The following is a 17,187-nucleotide window of genomic DNA, read 5'->3' as shown; positions in this document are numbered from 1 at the left end:
CAGTAATCTGGAGGAGATGCCCCAGGAGCGCGACCCCGATCGGGCGGCCAGCCGCGCCGCCGCCCGGGCACGCGTCCAGCAGCAGCAGACGTGGGTGGACCTGCAGGTCCGGCAGGCGATGGAGCGCGGGGACTTCGACGACCTGCCAGGGAAGGGCAAGCCGATCGAGGGGCTCGGCGACGCCCACGACCCCGACTGGTGGCTGAAGAAGCTGGTCGAGCGCGAGCGCATCGTGGTGCTCCCGCCCAGCGTGGCGCTGCGCAAGGAGGACGCCGCCCTCGATGACGAGCTGGACCGCTACCACAGCGAGAGGCAGGTCCGTGAGCACGTCGAGGACTTCAACGCCCGGGTGATCAGGGCCCGCTACTCGCTCAGCCCCGGCCCGCCTCTCGTCACCATGCCGCGCGACGTCGAGGCGACCGTCGCGGCATGGAAGGAGCGGTACGCCGCGCGCCGTACCGTCCCGCGAGCCGAACCCGCCGCACCGTCCCGCCGACGGCCCTGGTGGAATCGGCGGAGGAGACGGACCGAGGGAGGGACATGTTGAACGTCGGTGTGGTCGGTGGCGGCCTGATGGGGTCGGGCATCGCGGAGGTCAGCGCGCGAGCCGGGCAGGACGTGGTCGTCGTCGAGTCGAGCGAGGACGCCGCGAAGGCGGCGCTCGGGCGGCTGGAGAAGTCGCTCCAGCGCGCGGAGGCCAAGGGCAAGCTGCGCCCATCGGAGGGGTCCGCCGACGAGGTCCTCGGCCGCATCCGCGTGGTCGCGGACCTCGACGTACTGGCCGACCGCGACGTGGTCGTCGAGGCGATCGTCGAGGACGAGGCCGCGAAGGTCGCGCTGTTCAAGTCGCTGGACGCGATCGTCACGGCGCCGGACGCGATCCTCGCCTCCAACACCTCCTCGATCCCGATCATGAAGCTGGGCGTCGTCACCTCGCGCCCGACCCAGGTGATCGGCATCCACTTCTTCAACCCGGTCCCGGTGCTCCAGCTCGTCGAGCTCGTGCCGTCGCTGCTGACCTCGCCCGACACCACCGCGCGATCGCGGGCCTGGGTGGAGGAGGGTCTGGGCAAGCAGGCCATCGACTGCCAGGACCGCGCCGGCTTCGTGGTCAACGCGCTGCTGATCCCGTTCATCCTCTCCGCGATCCGGATGTACGAGTCCGGCTTCGCCTCCGCCGAGGACATCGACCGCGGCCTGGTGCTCGGCGCCGCCCACCCACAGGGCCCCCTGGCCCTCGCCGACCTGATCGGCCTGGACACCACCAAGGCCGTCGCCGAGTCGCTCTACGAGGAGTTCAAGGAGCCGCTCTACGCCGCCCCGCCGCTGCTCCAGCGGATGGTCGACGCCGGCCTGCTCGGCCGGAAGTCGGGGCGCGGGTTCTACACCTACAGCTGAGGCGCGCTCGCTTGTAACGCCGGGTTACCGGCTCCTCCCACCCCCGTGCAATCCGGTGGGAACAGCGAATAACCCGGCGTTACACGCACGGCGGCGTGTCAGATCCGTCATACCGACGAGTAAGGATCCGCTGCTACGTTCCGCCCCATGAGCGGATCCCGCAGCGCGAAGGACTTCTTCCGGCCCCTGGCGGTGGGGGCGCCGACCCCTCTCACCGAGATCCCGGCGCGCCCGAGCCGGGCCATCCACTTCTTCGACCCGAGCAACGCCAAGATGGCGGCGAAGGTGCCCGACATGGTGGGCACGGTCGACGTCCTGCTCGGCAACCTCGAGGACGCGATCAAGGCCGACAACAAGGTGGCCGCGCGCGAGGGCCTGGTCGAGATCGCGAGGAGCACCGCCAACCTGGGAGGAGGGAGCGGGCCGACCCAGCTGTGGACGCGGATCAACTCCCTCGACAGCCCGTGGGTGCTCGACGACCTGACCACGCTCGTCCCCGCGATCGGCGACAAGCTCGACGTGGTCATGGTGCCGAAGGTGCAGGGCGCCGAGGACATCCACTACGTCGACCGGCTGCTCGCCCAGCTCGAGGCCAAGGCCGGACTCGACCGGCCGATCCTCGTGCACGCGATCCTCGAGACCGCGCGCGGCGTCGCGAACGTCGAGGAGATCTGCGGCGCCAGCCCGCGCATGCAGGGCATCTCCCTCGGCCCGGCCGACCTCGCGGCGGACCGCCGGATGAAGACCACCCGCGTCGGCGGCGGCCACCCCGGCTACCTCGTGCGCCAGGACCCGCCGAGCGAGAACGGCGTCGCGAACATCGAGGCCCGCAGGGCGACGTACCAGCAGGACCTGTGGCACTACACGATCGCGCGGATGGTCGACGCCTGCGCGATGCACGGGATCTACCCCTACTACGGCCCGTTCGGCGACATCGCCGACGTGGTGGCCTGCGAGGACCAGTTCCGCAACGCCTTCCTGCTCGGCTGCGTCGGCACGTGGAGCCTGCACCCCAAGCAGATCGCCATCGCCAACAAGGTGTTCAGCCCCAGCGTCGAGGACGTCGCGCACGCCCGTCGCGTGGTCGCCGCGATGGGCGACGGCACCGGCGCGGTGATGCTCGACGGCAAGATGGAGGACGACGCCTCCCTCAAGCAGTGCCTGGTGATGGTCGAGCTGGCCGAGCAGCTCGCCGCCGTCGACCCCGAGCTGAAGAAGCAGTACGAGGAGATCGCGTGACCGACTTCGTCCCCCTCCGCAGCGTCCTCTACATGCCGAGCTCCAACGAGCGCGCGCTGGAGAAGGCCAAGACGATCCCGTGCGACGGCCTCATCCTCGACCTCGAGGACGCCGTCGCGCCCGACGCCAAGCCGGCGGCCCGCGAGGCCGCGTGCGCCGCCGTCGCGAGCGGTGAGTACGGCCGACGCACCGTCACGATCCGCGTCAACGGCATCGGCACCGAGTGGCACGACGCCGACCTCGCGGCCGCCGCCCAGGCCGGCCCCGCCGCGGTCGTCGTCCCCAAGGTCGACAGCGCCGACGAGGTCCACCAGCTCGTGGCCGCGCTGGAGAGGCACGGCGCACCGGAGCACACGAAGCTCTGGGCGATGATCGAGACCCCGGTCGCCGTCCTCGACGTGCTCAGCATCGCCCGCGCGAGCGAACGGCTGTCCTGCTTCGTGGTCGGCACCAACGACCTGGTCAAGGAGCTGTACGCCGAGCACGTGCCCGGCCGCGCCCCGATCCTGCCGAGCCTGCACCAGATCCTGCTCGCCGCGCGCGCGGCCGGCATCGCGGTCCTCGACGGCGTCTACAACGACGTCAAGGACACCGAGGGCTTCCTCGCCGAGTGCACGCAGGGCCGGCAGATGGGCTTCGACGGCAAGACGCTGATCCACCCGGGCCAGGTCGAGGGCGCCAACAGCGCATTTGCGCCGTCCGAGCAGGCGGTCGAGGACGCCCGCGGCCTGATCCAGGCCTTCGAGGACGGCCAGGGCTCCGGTGTCGTCACCTACAACGGCAAGATGGTCGAGAGCCTCCACGTCGAGTCCGCCCGCCGGACGCTGAGCATCCACGAGGCCATCGCCGGTCTCGGCTGATCTCCACAGCCCGCCGCCGCTCTGGGTGAGGTCCCACGGCCGAGGGAAGACTGCCTGCATGGCGTCGTCCCTGGAATGTCTCGGCATCGCTGGTCCTGACGAAGATCCGATCGCGGCCCTCGGTGCCGCGCTCGCGCGGATCCCCGGGCGGCTGACCCCGGTCGCACGGTTCGGCGATGAGGAGCTCATCCGGTTCGAGGACCCCTCGGGTGTCCGGCTGACCATCACACGGTCGGCCAGCGAGGTACTCGACGTGGTGCCCTCGTTCGCCGGTCCGCCGGGCGCACGGCTGAGCGAGGTGACGGCGGTCGGCGACGACCTCGTGGTCGCCGACGTCCCGGACGTCGCCGAAGTCGAGGAGATCGTCACCCGGCTGTGCTGCCAGCTCGTACACGCGCGCCTGCTCCCCGCCGGCCCGTCCCAGCAAGCCGCGGCGGTCACCGCGCTCGCCCACGAGGTCGAGGCGCACCCCGACCTGGCGGCCTACGACGCCTCGCTGGGCACGGGGCTGCCCTGGGCGGCCGAGTCCTTCCTCCCGGTAGGTCTCTTCGGCGACGACCCGGTATCGGCGTTCGCGCGACTGTCCGGCACGTGATCGCCGCGGACACGCGCATCCTCGAGCTGACCGGCCGGACCTTCCACCGGGCCCGGGTCCGCACCCTCGGCTTCGAGGCCGAGCTCCTGCTCTCGGCCGCGGAGCACGAGGCGGCGCCGCCGATCGGCGGGGTGGTCACCGGGCTCGTCTACCTGATCGCCGACATGGACCACCTCGTGGCGCCCCCGCGGCGTTCCTGGCTCCGCCGTCGGCGATAGCTCGAGGTTTGACCTGTCCCACCCAAGGGGTAAGCACGTCCGGGGGGGACACGACAGGGAGGAAACACATCATGGTCATTCTGGGACTGGTCCTGCTGCTCATCGGGCTGCTGGCCAACATTCCGGTGCTCACCACGATCGGCATCATCCTGCTGATCGTCGGGCTCATCCTGAACCTGGTGCCGATCGGCGGCACCCGGCGAAGGGTCTTCTAGCGCGACGGGTTGTCCCGTTCGCCGTCCGAGCCGGCCGCGTCGTCACCGGCTCACGGTGACATGGGCACGCGCACCCCGCGCTCGCGCGCGACCTCGACCGCGCGGTCGTAGCCCGCGTCGACGTGCCTGATGACGCCCATGCCCGGGTCGTTGGTCAGCACACGCTCGATCTTCTGGGCCGCGAGCGGCGTCCCGTCCGCGACGCACACCTGCCCGGCGTGCAGCGAGCGGCCCATGCCGACGCCGCCACCGTGGTGGAACGAGACCCAGGTCGCGCCGGACGCGGTGTTCACCAGCGCGTTGAGGATCGCCCAGTCCGAGATGGCGTCGGAGCCGTCGAGCATCCCCTCGGTCTCCCGGTACGGCGAGGCGACGGATCCGCAGTCGAGGTGGTCGCGCCCGATGACGATGGGGGCCGAGAGCTCGCCGCTCGCCACCATCTCGTTGAACCTCAGGCCGGCGAGGTGCCGCTCGCCGTACCCGAGCCAGCAGATGCGGGCGGGCAGGCCCTGGAAGTGCACGCGCTCGCCGGCCATCGTGATCCACTTCCGCAGTCGCTCGTTCTCGGGGAACAGCTCGAGGATCGCCCGGTCGGTCGCGGCGATGTCGGCGGGCTCGCCGGACAGCGCGGCCCAGCGGAACGGGCCCTTGCCCTCGCAGAACAGCGGCCGGATGTAGGCCGGCACGAAGCCCGGGAACGCGAAGGCCCGGTCGTAGCCGCCCTTGCGGGCCTCGTCGCGGATCGAGTTGCCGTAGTCGAACACCTCGGCACCACGGTCCTGGAAGTCGACCATCGCCCGCACGTGCGCGGCCATCGACCCCTGGGCCTCCTTGGTGAAGCCGTCCGGATCGGCGGTACGGCGGGCCGCCCACTCCTCGAACGGCACGCCGACCGGCAGGTAGAACAGCGGGTCGTGCGCCGAGGTCTGGTCGGTGACGATGTCGATCGGCGCGTCCATCTCCAGCAGCTCGGGCAGCATCGCGGCGGCGTTGCCGAGCACGCCGATCGACAGCGGTCGGCGCTCGGCGCGCGCCGCGACCGCCCACTCCACCGCCTCCTCCAGCGACGAGGCGCGGACGTCGAGGTAGCGGTGGTCGATCCGCCGCTGGATCCGGGACTCGTCACACTCGAGGCAGATGACGACGCCGTCGTTCATCGTGACCGCCAGCGGCTGCGCCCCGCCCATGCCGCCGAGGCCGGCGGTGACCGTGATGGTCCCCGCCAGCGTCCCACCGAACCTCTTGTCGGCCACCGCGGCGAACGTCTCGAAGGTGCCCTGGAGGATGCCCTGGGTGCCGATGTAGATCCACGAACCGGCGGTCATCTGGCCGTACATGGTCAGGCCGAGGTCCTCGAGCCGGCGGAACTCCTCCCAGTTCGCCCAGTCGCCGACGAGGTTGGAGTTCGCGATGAGCACGCGGGGCGCCCACTCGTGGGTGCGCATGACGCCGACCGGCTTGCCGGACTGCACGAGCATCGTCTCGTCGTCGGCGAGGGTCGACAGCGTCCGGACGAGCGCGTCGTACGCCTCCCAGCTGCGCGCGGCCCTGCCGGTGCCGCCGTAGACGACGAGGTCCTCGGGGCGCTCGGCGACCTCGGGGTCGAGGTTGTTCATCAGCATCCGCAGCGGTGCCTCGGTCTGCCACGACCGGGCCGTGAGCTCCGTGCCGTGGGCCGCGTGGATGGGCAGGCGGGGGTTGGTCATCGCAGTTCTCCGATCACGGACTCGGCGGCGGACAGGACGGCACCCGAGGCGACCAGCGCGACGGCGGCCTCGATCTCGGGCGAGAGGTGGCGGTCGGGGCCGGGGCCCGCGACGCCGGAGGAGCGGAGTAGCCCGACGACGGCCCCGGTCGCGGGCGAGGGCCGGAGCGGGGCACGCAGGTCGAGCGCGCGCGCCGCGGTGAACACCTCGATCGCGACGACGCGAGTGAGGCCGTCGACGGCCCGGCGGAGCTTGCGTGCGGCCGACCAGCCCATCGAGACGTGGTCCTCCTGCATGGCGCTGGAGGGGATCGAGTCGACCGACGCCGGGACGGCCAGCCGCTTGAGCTCGGAGACGATCGCCGCCTGGGTGTACTGGGCGATCATGTGACCGCTGTCGACGCCCGGGTCGTCGGCGAGGAACGGCGGCAGCCCGTGGTTGCGGGCCTTGTCGAGGAAGCGGTCGGTACGCCGCTCGCTGATCGAGGCCACGTCGGCGGCGACGATCGCCAGGAAGTCGAGCACGTAGGCCACCGGCGCGCCGTGGAAGTTGCCGTTCGACTCGACGCGGTCGCCGAGGACGACCGGGTTGTCGATCGCGGAGGCGAGCTCGCGGCCAGCGACGGCCGCGGCGTGCTCGACGGTGTCGCGGGCGGCGCCGTGCACCTGCGGCGAGCAGCGCAGCGAGTAGGCGTCCTGCACGCGGTTGCAGTCCGGGCCGCGGTGCGACGCGACCACGCCGGAGTCGGCGAGCAGCGCGGTGAGGTTCGCGGCGGACAGCGCCTGGCCGGGGTGTGGACGGATCGCCTGGAGCTCGGGTGCGAACACGCGGTCGGTGCCGAGCTGCGCCTCGACCGACATCGCCGCCGCGATGTCCGCGGTGCGCAGCAGCATCCGGAGGTCCTCGATGGCCATCACGAGCATGCCGAGCATGCCGTCGGTGCCGTTGATGAGCGCGAGCCCCTCCTTCGCGGCGAGCTCGACCGGGGCGAGGCCGGCGGCGGCGAGCGCCTCGGCGGCGGGCACCAGCCGCCCGGCCGCGTCGCGGACCTCGCCCTCGCCCAGGAGCGCGAGCGCGCAGTGGGCGAGCGGCGCCAGGTCGCCGGAGCAACCGAGCGAGCCGTACTCCCGCACCACCGGCGTGATCCCGTGGGTCAGCAGCGCGGCGAGCAGCTCCGCCGTCTCCCGGCGTACGCCGGTATGGCCGGTCGCCAGCGTCGACAGCCGCAGCAGCATCAGCCCCCGCACGACCTCGCGCTCGACCTCGGGGCCGGAGCCGGCCGCGTGGGAGCGGACGAGCGAGCGCTGGAGCTGGGCCCGCCTCCCGCTCGGGATGTGCCGGGTCGCCAGCGCACCGAAGCCGGTCGAGACGCCGTAGGCCGGGGTCTCCGCCGTGGCCAGCTCCTCGACGACCCCCCGGGCGCGGTCGATCGCCAGGAGCGCGTCCTCTCCCAGCTCCACCGGTGCGCCGTTCCGGGCGACCGCCACGAGCTCCGCGAACGACACGGGTCCGACCCCCACCGTGACCGTGCCAGCGACCATCCCAGCGACCATGCAGCAATCGTCGCGGGGCTAGGAACAACGTGCCAGACGGCCCACACCCGCCGGTGTCTGGCATCCGAGACTTAACTCACACGCCATAACACCCGGTGGTGACGGCCCGTTGGACCAGCACGACCAACTCGGCGTCGGGGGCCCATCCGGGAGGGACGCCGCACCAACGAGGGAGCGAACCATGACACGACGAGCGACAACCCGATCAGTGGCACGAACGACGGCCCGGACGGCGGCACGGACGATGGCGGTGGCCTCGGCCGGCGCCCTCACCGTCGGCCTCCTCACCGCGACGCTGGGCGGCACTGCCCACGCCCAGCAGCCCGCCGAGCGCGCGGGGAAGTCCGTCGACCTCGCCCTCAAGGCCTCGGGCTTCGGCAGCCGGGCGACCGGCGGTGACGTCCCCTCCGAGTCGGACGAGACGGCGTACATCGCCATCGGCTGCGCCACCCGGGTCGGCATCGACAGGGAGAACCACGAGACCGAGGTGACCTACCCGGACCTCGGCCAGGCCTCGAACGTCAAGACCGAGGTGTGGACCCGCCGGGCGGGCGACGCGATCTCGTCCTACACCCGCAACTCCATCCAGAAGCTCGTCATCGCCCAGTCCGGGCTCGGCTCGGTCGAGCTGCGCGGCATCGTCTCCTTCGCGCGCGCCTGGCACGACAACCAGGGCTTCCACGCCCACACCCGCACCAACGTCGGCTCGATCACGCTCATGCCCGAGGGCGGCGGCGAGCCGCAGGAGCTCGAGGCCCCCTCGCCGGGCCAGCCGGTCGAGGTGCCCGGGATCGCGACCATCGCCGTCGGCACCATCAAGGAGCGCCTGAACGCCGACGGCGCGCACGCCCAGGCGAACGCACTCATCATCGAGAAGACCGCCAGCGGATCCCGCTCGGTGATCAGCCAGGCCAAGGCGCAGGCGCTCACCGGCGTCAAGCACGGCATCTTCCGCGGCTTCTCCGCCGCGACCCAGGGGACCGCCGCCGACGGCCACGTCACCAGCGGCCGGACCCCCCTGACGCTGATGCCCTGCCAGGGCACCCGCGGCAAGGTGTGGTCGAAGCGGTCCATCGACAGCGACCTCGGCGGACAGTTGCTCGCGACCGGTCTCAAGACCGAGCAGATGGGCAAGGAGCTCGCCAAGCGGAGCACCGCCTACGAGCGGGCCACCGTGAGCCACATGAACCTGGGCGGCGGCCAGCTCGACGTCGAGGGCATCGTCGGCCAGGCCAACGTGACCCGCGAGGGCCGCAAGGTGACCACGAGCATCAAGGGATCGAAGGTCGGGACGATCGTCGCCAACGGCGAGGAGCAGGAGTTCCCCGACACCGGCGTCCTCGAGATCCCCGGTGTGGCCAAGCTGGAGCGGTTCGTGGTCGAGAAGATCCCGTCCGGCATCCACGTGGTCGCCCTGCGGGTCACGCTCCTCGACGGCTCCGGGTCCGTCTTCGACTTCGGCCAGGCTCGCCTCCAGATCCGGCCGAACTGACCCGCCGCCCGCACCCCGAGCCTGTCTAGACCTGGTTTCGGTCGGACTTCATTCGGAAAAGACACACACCAGCACGGCTCGAGAAGGGGGCCGCCCAGCCCGGAACCCCTCGGGAGCTCGACCATGCTTCGACGACCCCTGTCCACCCTCGCCGTGCTCGCCGTCGCCGCGCTCGGCACGACGCTCGTCCCGGCCCCCGCCGGGGCGGCGCCCGTGCGCGAGCCGGCGCCGCGCGCCGGGTCCGACATCGCCCTGAAGGCCGGTGCCTACGGCACGCGCGCCGAGGGCAGCGACGTACCCGCCGACTCCGGGATGACCGCGTTCACCGCGATCGGCTGCTCGGTGCAGCCCGGCATCGACCGCGGCAACGTGGTCGCCGAGGTCGCACTTCCCGACGCCGGCACGGCTTCGGGCGTGAAGACCCGGGTCTGGACCCGGCGCGACGGTGCCGCCCGGCACTCCTACTCGCGCAGCTCGACCGCCGAGGTGGTGCTCGCCGAGTCGCCGCTGGGCACGCTCAGCATCCGCGGCGTCACCTCGCTGTCGCACGCCTGGTACGACGGCCGCCGGTTCCACGCCGAGACCAAGACCAGCATCGGGCGGATCGTGCTGACGCCACCGGTCGGCCCGGCCCAGGAGATCGACATCCCGTCTCCGGGCCAGCCGGTCGAGATCCCGGGCCTGGCCCGCCTCGCGGTCGGCGACGTCCGCGAGCGGCAGAACGCCACCAGCGCCCAGGCGTGGGCGGTCGCGCTCCGGGTGAAGCTCCTCCCGAGCGGCACCGAGGTCTTCGTCGCGCGCAGCGGGGCACAGGCGCTGTCCGGCGTGAAGTGGGGCCGGTTCGGCGGCTACTCCGCCGGCACCGAGGCCAGCATCCTCGGCGGCGTGCTGATCAGCGGCCGCAACCCGCTGTCGCTGATGCCCTGCCAGGGCACGCAGGGCAGGATCCTCGGCAAGGACGACGTCGACCTCGACCTCGGTGGCGGCCTGCACGTCGAGGGTGTGAGCTCCAAGGAGTGGGCGAAGCGGTTCTCGGACCGCAGCGAGGCCTGGGAGCGCGGCTCGATCGCCGGGCTCAGCCTCGGTGACGGCCAACTGGAGATCGAGGCGGTCGTCGGCAAGGCGAGCGTCACCCGGATGGCCGGTGGCAAGCTGGACCGCAGCACCCAGGGCACCCGGATCGGCGCGATGACGGTGAACGGCGAGCCGCGGGAGCTGCCGCTCGACCAGGTGATGGAGATCCCCGGCGTGGCGAAGCTCGAGCCCCACCTCGTCGAGCGGCTGCCGAGCGGCCTCAAGGTCGTCGCGCTGCGGATCACCCTGCTCGACGGCTCCGGTGCCGTGCTCGACCTCGGCATCGCCCAGACCACGATCCGCCGCTAGGGCACGTCTCCCCAGACGTGGGAGACCCGCCCTGGCCCACCACGCGAGACGTGGCGCCGGCGACCGGCCGCAGGGGCGTTGACTGGGTCCGATGACCCAGACGATCGCTCCCGTGTCGGACGTCGGCGCCGCGCGGCGTTGGGCCATGCTCGGCGCGAGCACGCTGGCCCAGGCCGCCGCCGCCGTCATGATCCACGGCCCGGCGTTCCTGATCCCGACCCTGCACGCCTCGGGGATGAGCCTCACCCAGGCCGGCGCCGTCGCGGCCGCGCCCACCCTCGGCGTGATGCTCACCCTGGTCGCCTGGGGGTGGGTCACCGACCACCGCGGTGAGCGGTTCGTGCTGCTGACCGGGCTCGCGGCCACCATCGCCTGCGGTGTCGCCGGCGCCCTCTCGAGGGGTACGCCGCTGCTCGTGGTCACGCTCGTCCTCGCCGGCGCCACCGCGGCCAGCACCAACGCGGCGAGCGGCCGCGTCGTCGTCGGCTGGTTCCCGCCCGAGCGGCGGGGACTGGCGATGGGCATCCGCCAGATGGCCCAGCCGATCGGCGTCGGCATCGCCGCCGTGTCCGTGGCGGTCGTGGCCGACCGGGCCGGCGCCCACGCCGCCCTCTGGGTGCCGACGGTCGCGTGCGCGCTCGCCGCCGCGATGGTCGCCGCGGTGGTCCTCGACCCTCCCCGGCCGGCCGAGCGGACCGCCGAGGCCGTCGCCAGCCCGTACCGCCGGAACTCCTTCCTGGCCCGGATCCACGGGGTGTCGGTGCTGCTGGTCGCGCCGCAGTTCCTCGTGTGGACCTTCGCGCTGGTCTGGCTGGTGCAGGACCGTGACTGGTCCCCGGCCGCCGCCGGCACCGTCGTCGCGGTCGCCCAGGTCGCCGGCGCGCTGGGCCGGATCGCGGCCGGCCACCTCTCCGACGTCGTGGGCAGCCGGATGCGCCCCCTGCGCTGGGTCGCCCTCGCCGCGGCCGGCAGCATGGCGCTGCTCGGCCTCACCGCCGCCCTCGACCTCGGCGTCGCGGTGCTGCTGGTCGTCGTGGCCACCGTGGTGACCGTCGCCGACAACGGCCTCGCGTTCACCGCCGTCGCCGAGCGGGCCGGACCGTTCTGGTCCGGGCGCGCGCTCGGCGTCCAGAACACGGCCCAGTTCCTCACCGCCTCGGCCGTTCCGCCGCTGGCCGGGACTGCGATCGCGCACGTCGGCTTCGCCGCGACGTTCGCCCTCAGCGCCCTGCTGCCGGTGGTCGCCGCGCCCCTGGTGCCGGTGCGCGACGAGCGTGACCTCGCCTGACGCTGGGTACGGCCCCGTGGGGGAGCTCATCAGGGAGGAATCCATGAACAGCACCATTCTCGTCCTCGTCATCGCCGTCCTGGTCGTCCTCGCCGTCGCGGTCGCCGTCCTCATGGCGGCCCGCCAGCGCCGGGCCGAGCAGCGCCGCCAGCGCGCGGAGCAGCTGCGCGCGAAGGCCGCCGCCCAGACCGGCGCGGTCGACAGCGCCCAGCAGGAGCTCGCCGCCGCCGAGGCCGAGCTCGCCCAGGCCCGGGCCGAGGAGGAGCGGGCCGCCCAGCGCGTCGCCGAGGCCGAGCGTCAGGCCCACCTCGAGGAGGCGCACCGCGAGGACTCGATCCGCACGGCGGACCGACTCGACCCCGACACCGACCGGGGGACGCACCGCCGGGAGCCGTAGGCAGGCCCGGGCCTCAGGGCCCTAACCTCGGGGCATGAGCCAGGTGCCCGCCGCGACCCGCGCGCTGCGGGTGCTCCGGTTCCTGGCCGGCCAGCCCGACCCCGTCCCGCTGGACCGGATCATGCGCGCGTGCGACCTGCCGCGCAGCACGACGTACCACCTCCTCCGCGCCATGGAGGAGGAGGGCTTCGTCGTGCACCTCGTCGACGAGCACCGCTTCGGGCTCGGCCCGGCGGCGTTCGAGGTCGGCAGCGGCTACGCCCGGCAGGAGCCGCTCCAGCGGATCGCGCGCCGCCCGCTCGCCGAGCTGGTCGACCGGACCGCCCAGTCGGCGCACCTGGCGATCCTGCACGGCCGCGAGGTGCTCTACGTGCTCGAGGAGCGCGCCCCCGGCCGGCCGCCGCTCGTCACCGACGTCGGGGTCCGGCTGCCCGCCCACCTCACCGCCAGCGGCCGCGCGATCCTGGCGCGGCTGCCCGGCAGCCAGGTCCGCGCGCTCTACTCGACGCCCGCCGACTTCGTCGACCGGCACGGCCGCGGCCCCCGCACGCTCAGCGCCCTGCGCACCGTGCTGTCGGAGACCCGGCAGCGGGGGTACGCCGTCGAGGACGGTGAGGTCACGCCCGGCCTGGCCAGCGTCGCGGTCCCGGTCCTCGACCACAACCAGCACCCGGTCGCGGCGGTCGCGGCGACCTACCCCGACGACCTCGAGGACGTCGAGGGCCAGGCGCTGGTCGACGCGGTCACCCGGACGGCCACCCGGCTGACCCGCCGGATCGGGGGACGCGCGGACCCGGGGTAGCCGCGCGCGCGGGGTTTCGGCGGTCAACAGCCCAGCGGCCACATCCCGATATCCACATGCGCCACGCGCCGCGATCCGCCACGATGACTGGCTCCGCCACCAGGAGTCCCCGCCGCAGGACCGCCGTCCCAGGAGCACCGCCATGTCCCCCTCCCACGCCGGGTACGCCCGCCTGGGTCTGCTCCAGATCTGCCTCGCCGGCGTCCTCTGGGGCACCGGCGGTCTCGCGGTGCACGTGATCCGCGACGCGCAGTCGATGTCGGTCGTGACGATCAGCGCCTGGCGGATGCTCATCGGCGCCCTGTTCCTGCTCGTGGCCGTCGCGGTCGTCCGCCAACTCGGGGACCTGCGCGTGCTCGTGCGCCAGCACCCGGGACGGGTCGCGATCGTCGGCGTCGCCACGGCGGCGTACCAGGCGCTCTACTTCGCGGCCGTGGTCGCGGTCGGCGTGACCGTCTCGACCGTGGTGAGCCTCGGCCTCGCTCCGGTGCTCGTGACGGTCGTCGAGAGCCTGCGCCGCCGTCGCGCCCCCGGCCGCACCGACCTCCTCGTGCTCGCCGCCGCGCTCGTCGGCCTGGTGCTGGTGAGCGTCTCGGCCGGCTCCGCCGGCGGTCCGCATCCGACGCTGGGCGTGCTGGCCTCGATCGGGTCGGGGACGGCGTACGCCCTCACCGCCGTCGTCGGGCACGGCCTCGCGCAGCGGACGCCGCCGCTCAGCCTCGCGACCGCGAGCACGACCGTCGGCGCGCTCGCGCTCGCCCCGCTGGCGCTGGTCTCGGGCCTCCAGGTCGAGGCGCTGGGCGACCCGGTGGTGAGCCTGACGCTCGTCTATCTCGGCGTGCTGACGATGGGGCTGGCCTACCTGCTCTTCTACGCCGGGCTGCGCACCGCCCCCGGCAGCTCGGCCGCGATCGCCACCCTGCTCGAGCCACTCACCGCCGCCGTCCTGGCCGCGCTCCTGCTCGACGAGCGGCTCGGCGCGGCCGGCCTCCTCGGTGGCGTGCTGATCCTCGCCGCGGTGGCCGGGCTCGGCCGCGAGCCCGAGGTCCCGCCGCCGGGCTAGACCGTCGGTTCCCCCCGGTGCCGGGCGGGAACCATCACCCGGTCCGAAGTCCCTCGTTGGAACGGGACACGACGACGGGAGTCACGCGGTGAGCGAGCGGTCCACGAGCCGGCGCCTGGTCTGGGCCGTCACGGCAGGAGCACTGGTCCTCGGCGGCGCCGTCGGCCTCGGGGGCGCGGCGGGGATCCGCCCCGGCGGCCTCGGCGAGCGGTTCGCGCACGCCGGCCAGGCGGCCGCCGCACTGAAGACGGACAAGAACGCCCTCTCCCGCGCGGGCGAGCTCGGCGAGAGCACGCAGGACCCGACCTCCGCGCGCGAGAAGGCCGAGGCGGCGGCGTACGTCGACGGCGAGCGGGCGCTCCCCGACCCCGAGCTGACCTCGGTGCCGGTGACCGGGTCGCGGCTCGAGCATCCCCAGAACCGCTACGCGCTGGCCAACGGCTGCTACACGCTGACCCGCGGCGGCGAGCCGTTCTTCTTCAAGCCGACCGACCTCGGGAAGTACCTCATCTACGACGCCGACCGGCAGTTCGTCGTCGTCGCCGGCGGCGAGCGCGCGGCCGAGCCGGGCAAGGCGACGATCTGGCGGATCGCCCGCAGGCCGTCGGGGCGCTACACCTTCCAGAACGGCGGGGACGGCCTCCGGCTCGAGGGCGCCTCGGCGTTCCGCCCGACGAAGGCGACCGGCTGCACCGCCTACCCCGAGTCCCAGATCGGCGTCACCGGCCGGCCACACGCCGGCATCACGCCGTTCCAGGAGGTGCGCGGCTACGTCGATGCCCACACCCACGGCATGGCCTTCGAGTTCCTCGGCGGCGACGCGCACTGCGGCCGGCCCTGGCACGAGTTCGGCGCGCCGTACGCGCTCGTCGACTGCCCGGACCACTCCGCGTCCGGCGGGTACGGCGGCGTGCTGGAGTCGGTCCTGTCCGGCGAGCCGCACCACGATCCCGTGGGCTGGCCGACGTTCAAGGACTGGCCGGCGCCGAACTCGCTGACCCACGAGGGGACCTACTACCGCTGGCTCGAGCGCTCGTGGCGCGGCGGGCAGCGGATCTTCGTGAACCTCCTGGTCGAGAACAACCAGCTCTGCCAGCTCTACCCGATCAAGCACAACTCCTGTGACGACATGGACTCGGTGCGCCTCCAGGCGCGGGACATGTACGACATGCAGGACTACATCGACGCCCAGTTCGGCGGCCCCGGCAAGGGCTTCTACCGGATCGTCACCGACCCCTGGCAGGCCCGCGAGGTGATCAACGCCGGGAAGATGGCCGTGGTCATGGGCATCGAGACCAGCGTGCCGTTCGGCTGCACGTTCAAGGTCGTCCCGGGGCAGGGCGACGTCCCGGCCTGCTCGATCGAGGACATCGACCGGCAGCTCGACGAGGTCGAGGCGCTCGGCGTGCGGCAGATGGAGCTGGTCAACAAGTTCGACAACGCGCTCGCCGGCATCGCCGGCGACAACGGCGAGGTGGGCGTCGCGGTCAACAGCGCGAACTTCATGGAGACCGGCACCTTCTGGGACATGCAGCACTGCGAGCCCGAGATCCCGGGCGCGCACGACCACAGCCAGATCGCGGCGCCGGACATCAGCGCCGGCCAGCAGGACGCGCTGTTCGGCGCGATCGCGGAGATCTTCGGCCAGGGCAGCCTCCCCGCGGTCCCGGTCTACGGCCCGCCGGAGCACTGCAACAGCCGCGGCCTGACCACGCTGGGCGAGTACACGATCGACCAGCTCGCCGAGCGGCACATGCTTTTCGACCCCGACCACATGAGCGTGAAGGCGCGGGTCGAGGCGCTCGACCAGACCGAGGAGCTCGGCTACCACGGCGTCATGTCCAGCCACTCCTGGTCGACCCCCGATGCCTACCCGCGGATCTACGAGCAGGGCGGCTTCATCGCCCCGTACGCCGGCGACTCGACCGGCTTCGTCGAGAAGTGGAAGTCCCACGTCGGCTGGGCGGACCCCCGCTACTACTGGGGCCTCGGGTACGGCGCCGACATGAACGGGCTCGGCGCGCAGGGCGACCCGCGCGGCACCGGCGTCGCGAACCCGGTCACCTACCCGTTCACCGGCCTCGGCGGCGTACGCGTCGGGCAGCAGCACGCCGGCAAGCGGGTCTACGACATCAACGCCGACGGCGTCGCGCAGTACGGCCTCTACCCCGACTGGATCGAGGACCTGGCGATGGTCGCCGAGGCCGCGCAGGCGGGCGACGGTGCCAGGATCCAGGACGACATGGCCCGCGGCGCGGAGGCCTACCTCCAGACGTGGGAGCGCGCCCAGGGCATCGCCCCGGACTCGTGCCGCAACCCCGACCTCCGCAAGCCGGTGGCGGCGGTGCGCTCACTGGTCGAGCCCGGGATGACGACCCGTCAGGTGATGACGGCCGTCGGGCAGCCCTACCAGCGGCTCGGCACGACCTACTCCTTCTGCGCGAGGAAGGCCGGCGACCCGAAGGTCATGGTCACCGTCGAGCTCTCCCCCACCGGCCGCGTCCTCGGCCTCCGGTCCCGTTGAATCCCACCGTCGCGATCGTGGGCTGACCCGGCCGAGATGTTACCTGCCGGTAGGATCCTTCTCACGCACTCCCGGCACTGACGCCACGGAGCGCGGGGAATAGGCTCACGGGCGCGCCCCGCGGGCGCCGAGGAGCATCACGGACCCGAGGAGTCGCTCTCCCATGCAGCCCCTGCAGATTGTCGCCATCGTTGTCTCGTTGGCCTTCGCCACTGTCGGCACCGCCCTGTTCGTTCGGGCGGTCCGGGGGATCTTGGGCGTGGTCCGGATCGGGCAGCCGGCCCAGCGCACCGACCACAAGGGCGCCCGCCTCGCGGCCCTGCTCAAGGAGACGCTGGGGCACACCCGGATGCTGCAGTGGACCCTGGTCGGCGCCGCGCACTGGTTCGTCTTCGTCGGGTTCGGGCTCCTGTTCTTCACGCTCCTCACGGCGTTCGGGCAGCTCTTCGACGCC

At 72.9% G+C, this 17,187-nt stretch carries 16 protein-coding genes and 1 pseudogene; 15 read left to right on the top strand and 2 right to left on the bottom strand.

Annotated elements, in window-relative coordinates; all coding sequences use genetic code 11:
• The first annotated feature begins 16 nt into the window (after positions 1-16).
• The 7 genes from ACYQ0U_RS03640 to ACYQ0U_RS03610 all read left to right on the top strand — a co-directional run bounded on the left by ACYQ0U_RS03640 (position 17) and on the right by ACYQ0U_RS03610 (position 4,525).
• The gene (locus tag ACYQ0U_RS03640) at positions 17-547 is read left to right on the top strand and encodes a DnaJ family domain-containing protein (RefSeq protein WP_459969518.1); all 531 of its coding nucleotides are present in this window, start codon (positions 17-19) and stop codon (positions 545-547) included.
• Positions 541-1,398: a 3-hydroxybutyryl-CoA dehydrogenase gene (locus ACYQ0U_RS03635; protein WP_459969516.1), complete on the top strand. Its 858-nt coding sequence runs from the start codon at positions 541-543 to the stop codon at positions 1,396-1,398. Before ACYQ0U_RS03640 ends, ACYQ0U_RS03635 begins: the two co-directional genes overlap by 7 nt.
• 147 nt (positions 1,399-1,545) lie before the next feature.
• Positions 1,546-2,637 (top strand): HpcH/HpaI aldolase/citrate lyase family protein, encoded by a 1,092-nt coding sequence (locus ACYQ0U_RS03630; protein WP_459969514.1) that lies wholly within the window; start codon positions 1,546-1,548, stop codon positions 2,635-2,637.
• The gene (locus tag ACYQ0U_RS03625) at positions 2,634-3,497 is read left to right on the top strand and encodes an HpcH/HpaI aldolase/citrate lyase family protein (RefSeq protein WP_459969512.1); all 864 of its coding nucleotides are present in this window, start codon (positions 2,634-2,636) and stop codon (positions 3,495-3,497) included. The genes ACYQ0U_RS03630 and ACYQ0U_RS03625 overlap by 4 nt, the downstream gene beginning before the upstream one ends.
• A 58-nt stretch (positions 3,498-3,555) precedes the next feature.
• Entirely contained in the window at positions 3,556-4,092 is a 537-nt protein-coding gene (locus ACYQ0U_RS03620) for a hypothetical protein (RefSeq protein ID WP_459969510.1), read from the top strand.
• On the top strand, positions 4,089-4,310 hold the full coding sequence (locus ACYQ0U_RS03615; protein WP_459969506.1) for a hypothetical protein: 222 nt from the start codon (positions 4,089-4,091) through the stop codon (positions 4,308-4,310). Before ACYQ0U_RS03620 ends, ACYQ0U_RS03615 begins: the two co-directional genes overlap by 4 nt.
• Positions 4,311-4,381: 71 nt before the next feature.
• A complete protein-coding gene (locus ACYQ0U_RS03610) occupies positions 4,382-4,525 on the top strand; it encodes a hypothetical protein (RefSeq protein WP_459969504.1) in 144 nt (47 codons plus the stop codon).
• A 50-nt stretch (positions 4,526-4,575) separates the two neighbouring features.
• Here ACYQ0U_RS03610 and hutU read toward each other — a convergent pair whose 3' ends face one another.
• Positions 4,576-6,231 (bottom strand): urocanate hydratase, encoded by a 1,656-nt coding sequence (gene hutU / locus ACYQ0U_RS03605; protein ID WP_459969502.1) that lies wholly within the window; start codon positions 6,229-6,231, stop codon positions 4,576-4,578.
• Entirely contained in the window at positions 6,228-7,772 is a 1,545-nt protein-coding gene (gene hutH / locus ACYQ0U_RS03600; RefSeq protein WP_459969978.1) for a histidine ammonia-lyase, read from the bottom strand. Before hutH ends, hutU begins: the two co-directional genes overlap by 4 nt.
• A 220-nt stretch (positions 7,773-7,992) precedes the next feature.
• On the opposite strand from hutH, the gene ACYQ0U_RS03595 reads away from it, so the two are divergent.
• The 8 genes and pseudogenes from ACYQ0U_RS03595 to ACYQ0U_RS03560 form a co-directional block, all read left to right on the top strand.
• A complete protein-coding gene (locus tag ACYQ0U_RS03595) occupies positions 7,993-9,276 on the top strand; it encodes a choice-of-anchor P family protein (protein ID WP_459969500.1) in 1,284 nt (427 codons plus the stop codon).
• A gap of 123 nt (positions 9,277-9,399) precedes the next feature.
• A complete protein-coding gene (locus tag ACYQ0U_RS03590) occupies positions 9,400-10,659 on the top strand; it encodes a choice-of-anchor P family protein (RefSeq protein ID WP_459969498.1) in 1,260 nt (419 codons plus the stop codon).
• A 91-nt stretch (positions 10,660-10,750) separates the two neighbouring features.
• Positions 10,751-11,947: an MFS transporter gene (locus ACYQ0U_RS03585; protein WP_459969496.1), complete on the top strand. Its 1,197-nt coding sequence runs from the start codon at positions 10,751-10,753 to the stop codon at positions 11,945-11,947.
• A 43-nt stretch (positions 11,948-11,990) separates the two neighbouring features.
• Entirely contained in the window at positions 11,991-12,344 is a 354-nt protein-coding gene (locus ACYQ0U_RS03580) for a hypothetical protein (protein WP_459969494.1), read from the top strand.
• Between the two features lie 34 nt (positions 12,345-12,378).
• The gene (locus ACYQ0U_RS03575; protein WP_459969492.1) at positions 12,379-13,146 is read left to right on the top strand and encodes an IclR family transcriptional regulator; all 768 of its coding nucleotides are present in this window, start codon (positions 12,379-12,381) and stop codon (positions 13,144-13,146) included.
• 142 nt (positions 13,147-13,288) lie between these two features.
• The gene (locus ACYQ0U_RS03570) at positions 13,289-14,209 is read left to right on the top strand and encodes a DMT family transporter (protein ID WP_459969490.1); all 921 of its coding nucleotides are present in this window, start codon (positions 13,289-13,291) and stop codon (positions 14,207-14,209) included.
• A gap of 88 nt (positions 14,210-14,297) precedes the next feature.
• Positions 14,298-16,733: a hypothetical protein gene (locus tag ACYQ0U_RS03565; protein ID WP_459969488.1), complete on the top strand. Its 2,436-nt coding sequence runs from the start codon at positions 14,298-14,300 to the stop codon at positions 16,731-16,733.
• A gap of 199 nt (positions 16,734-16,932) precedes the next feature.
• Positions 16,933-17,187, top strand: a pseudogene (locus ACYQ0U_RS03560) (Fe-S oxidoreductase); the annotation flags it as partial.

The sequence above is a fragment of the Nocardioides pyridinolyticus genome, from assembly GCF_054653575.1.
This window is presented reverse-complemented; position numbering and strand designations above follow the sequence as displayed.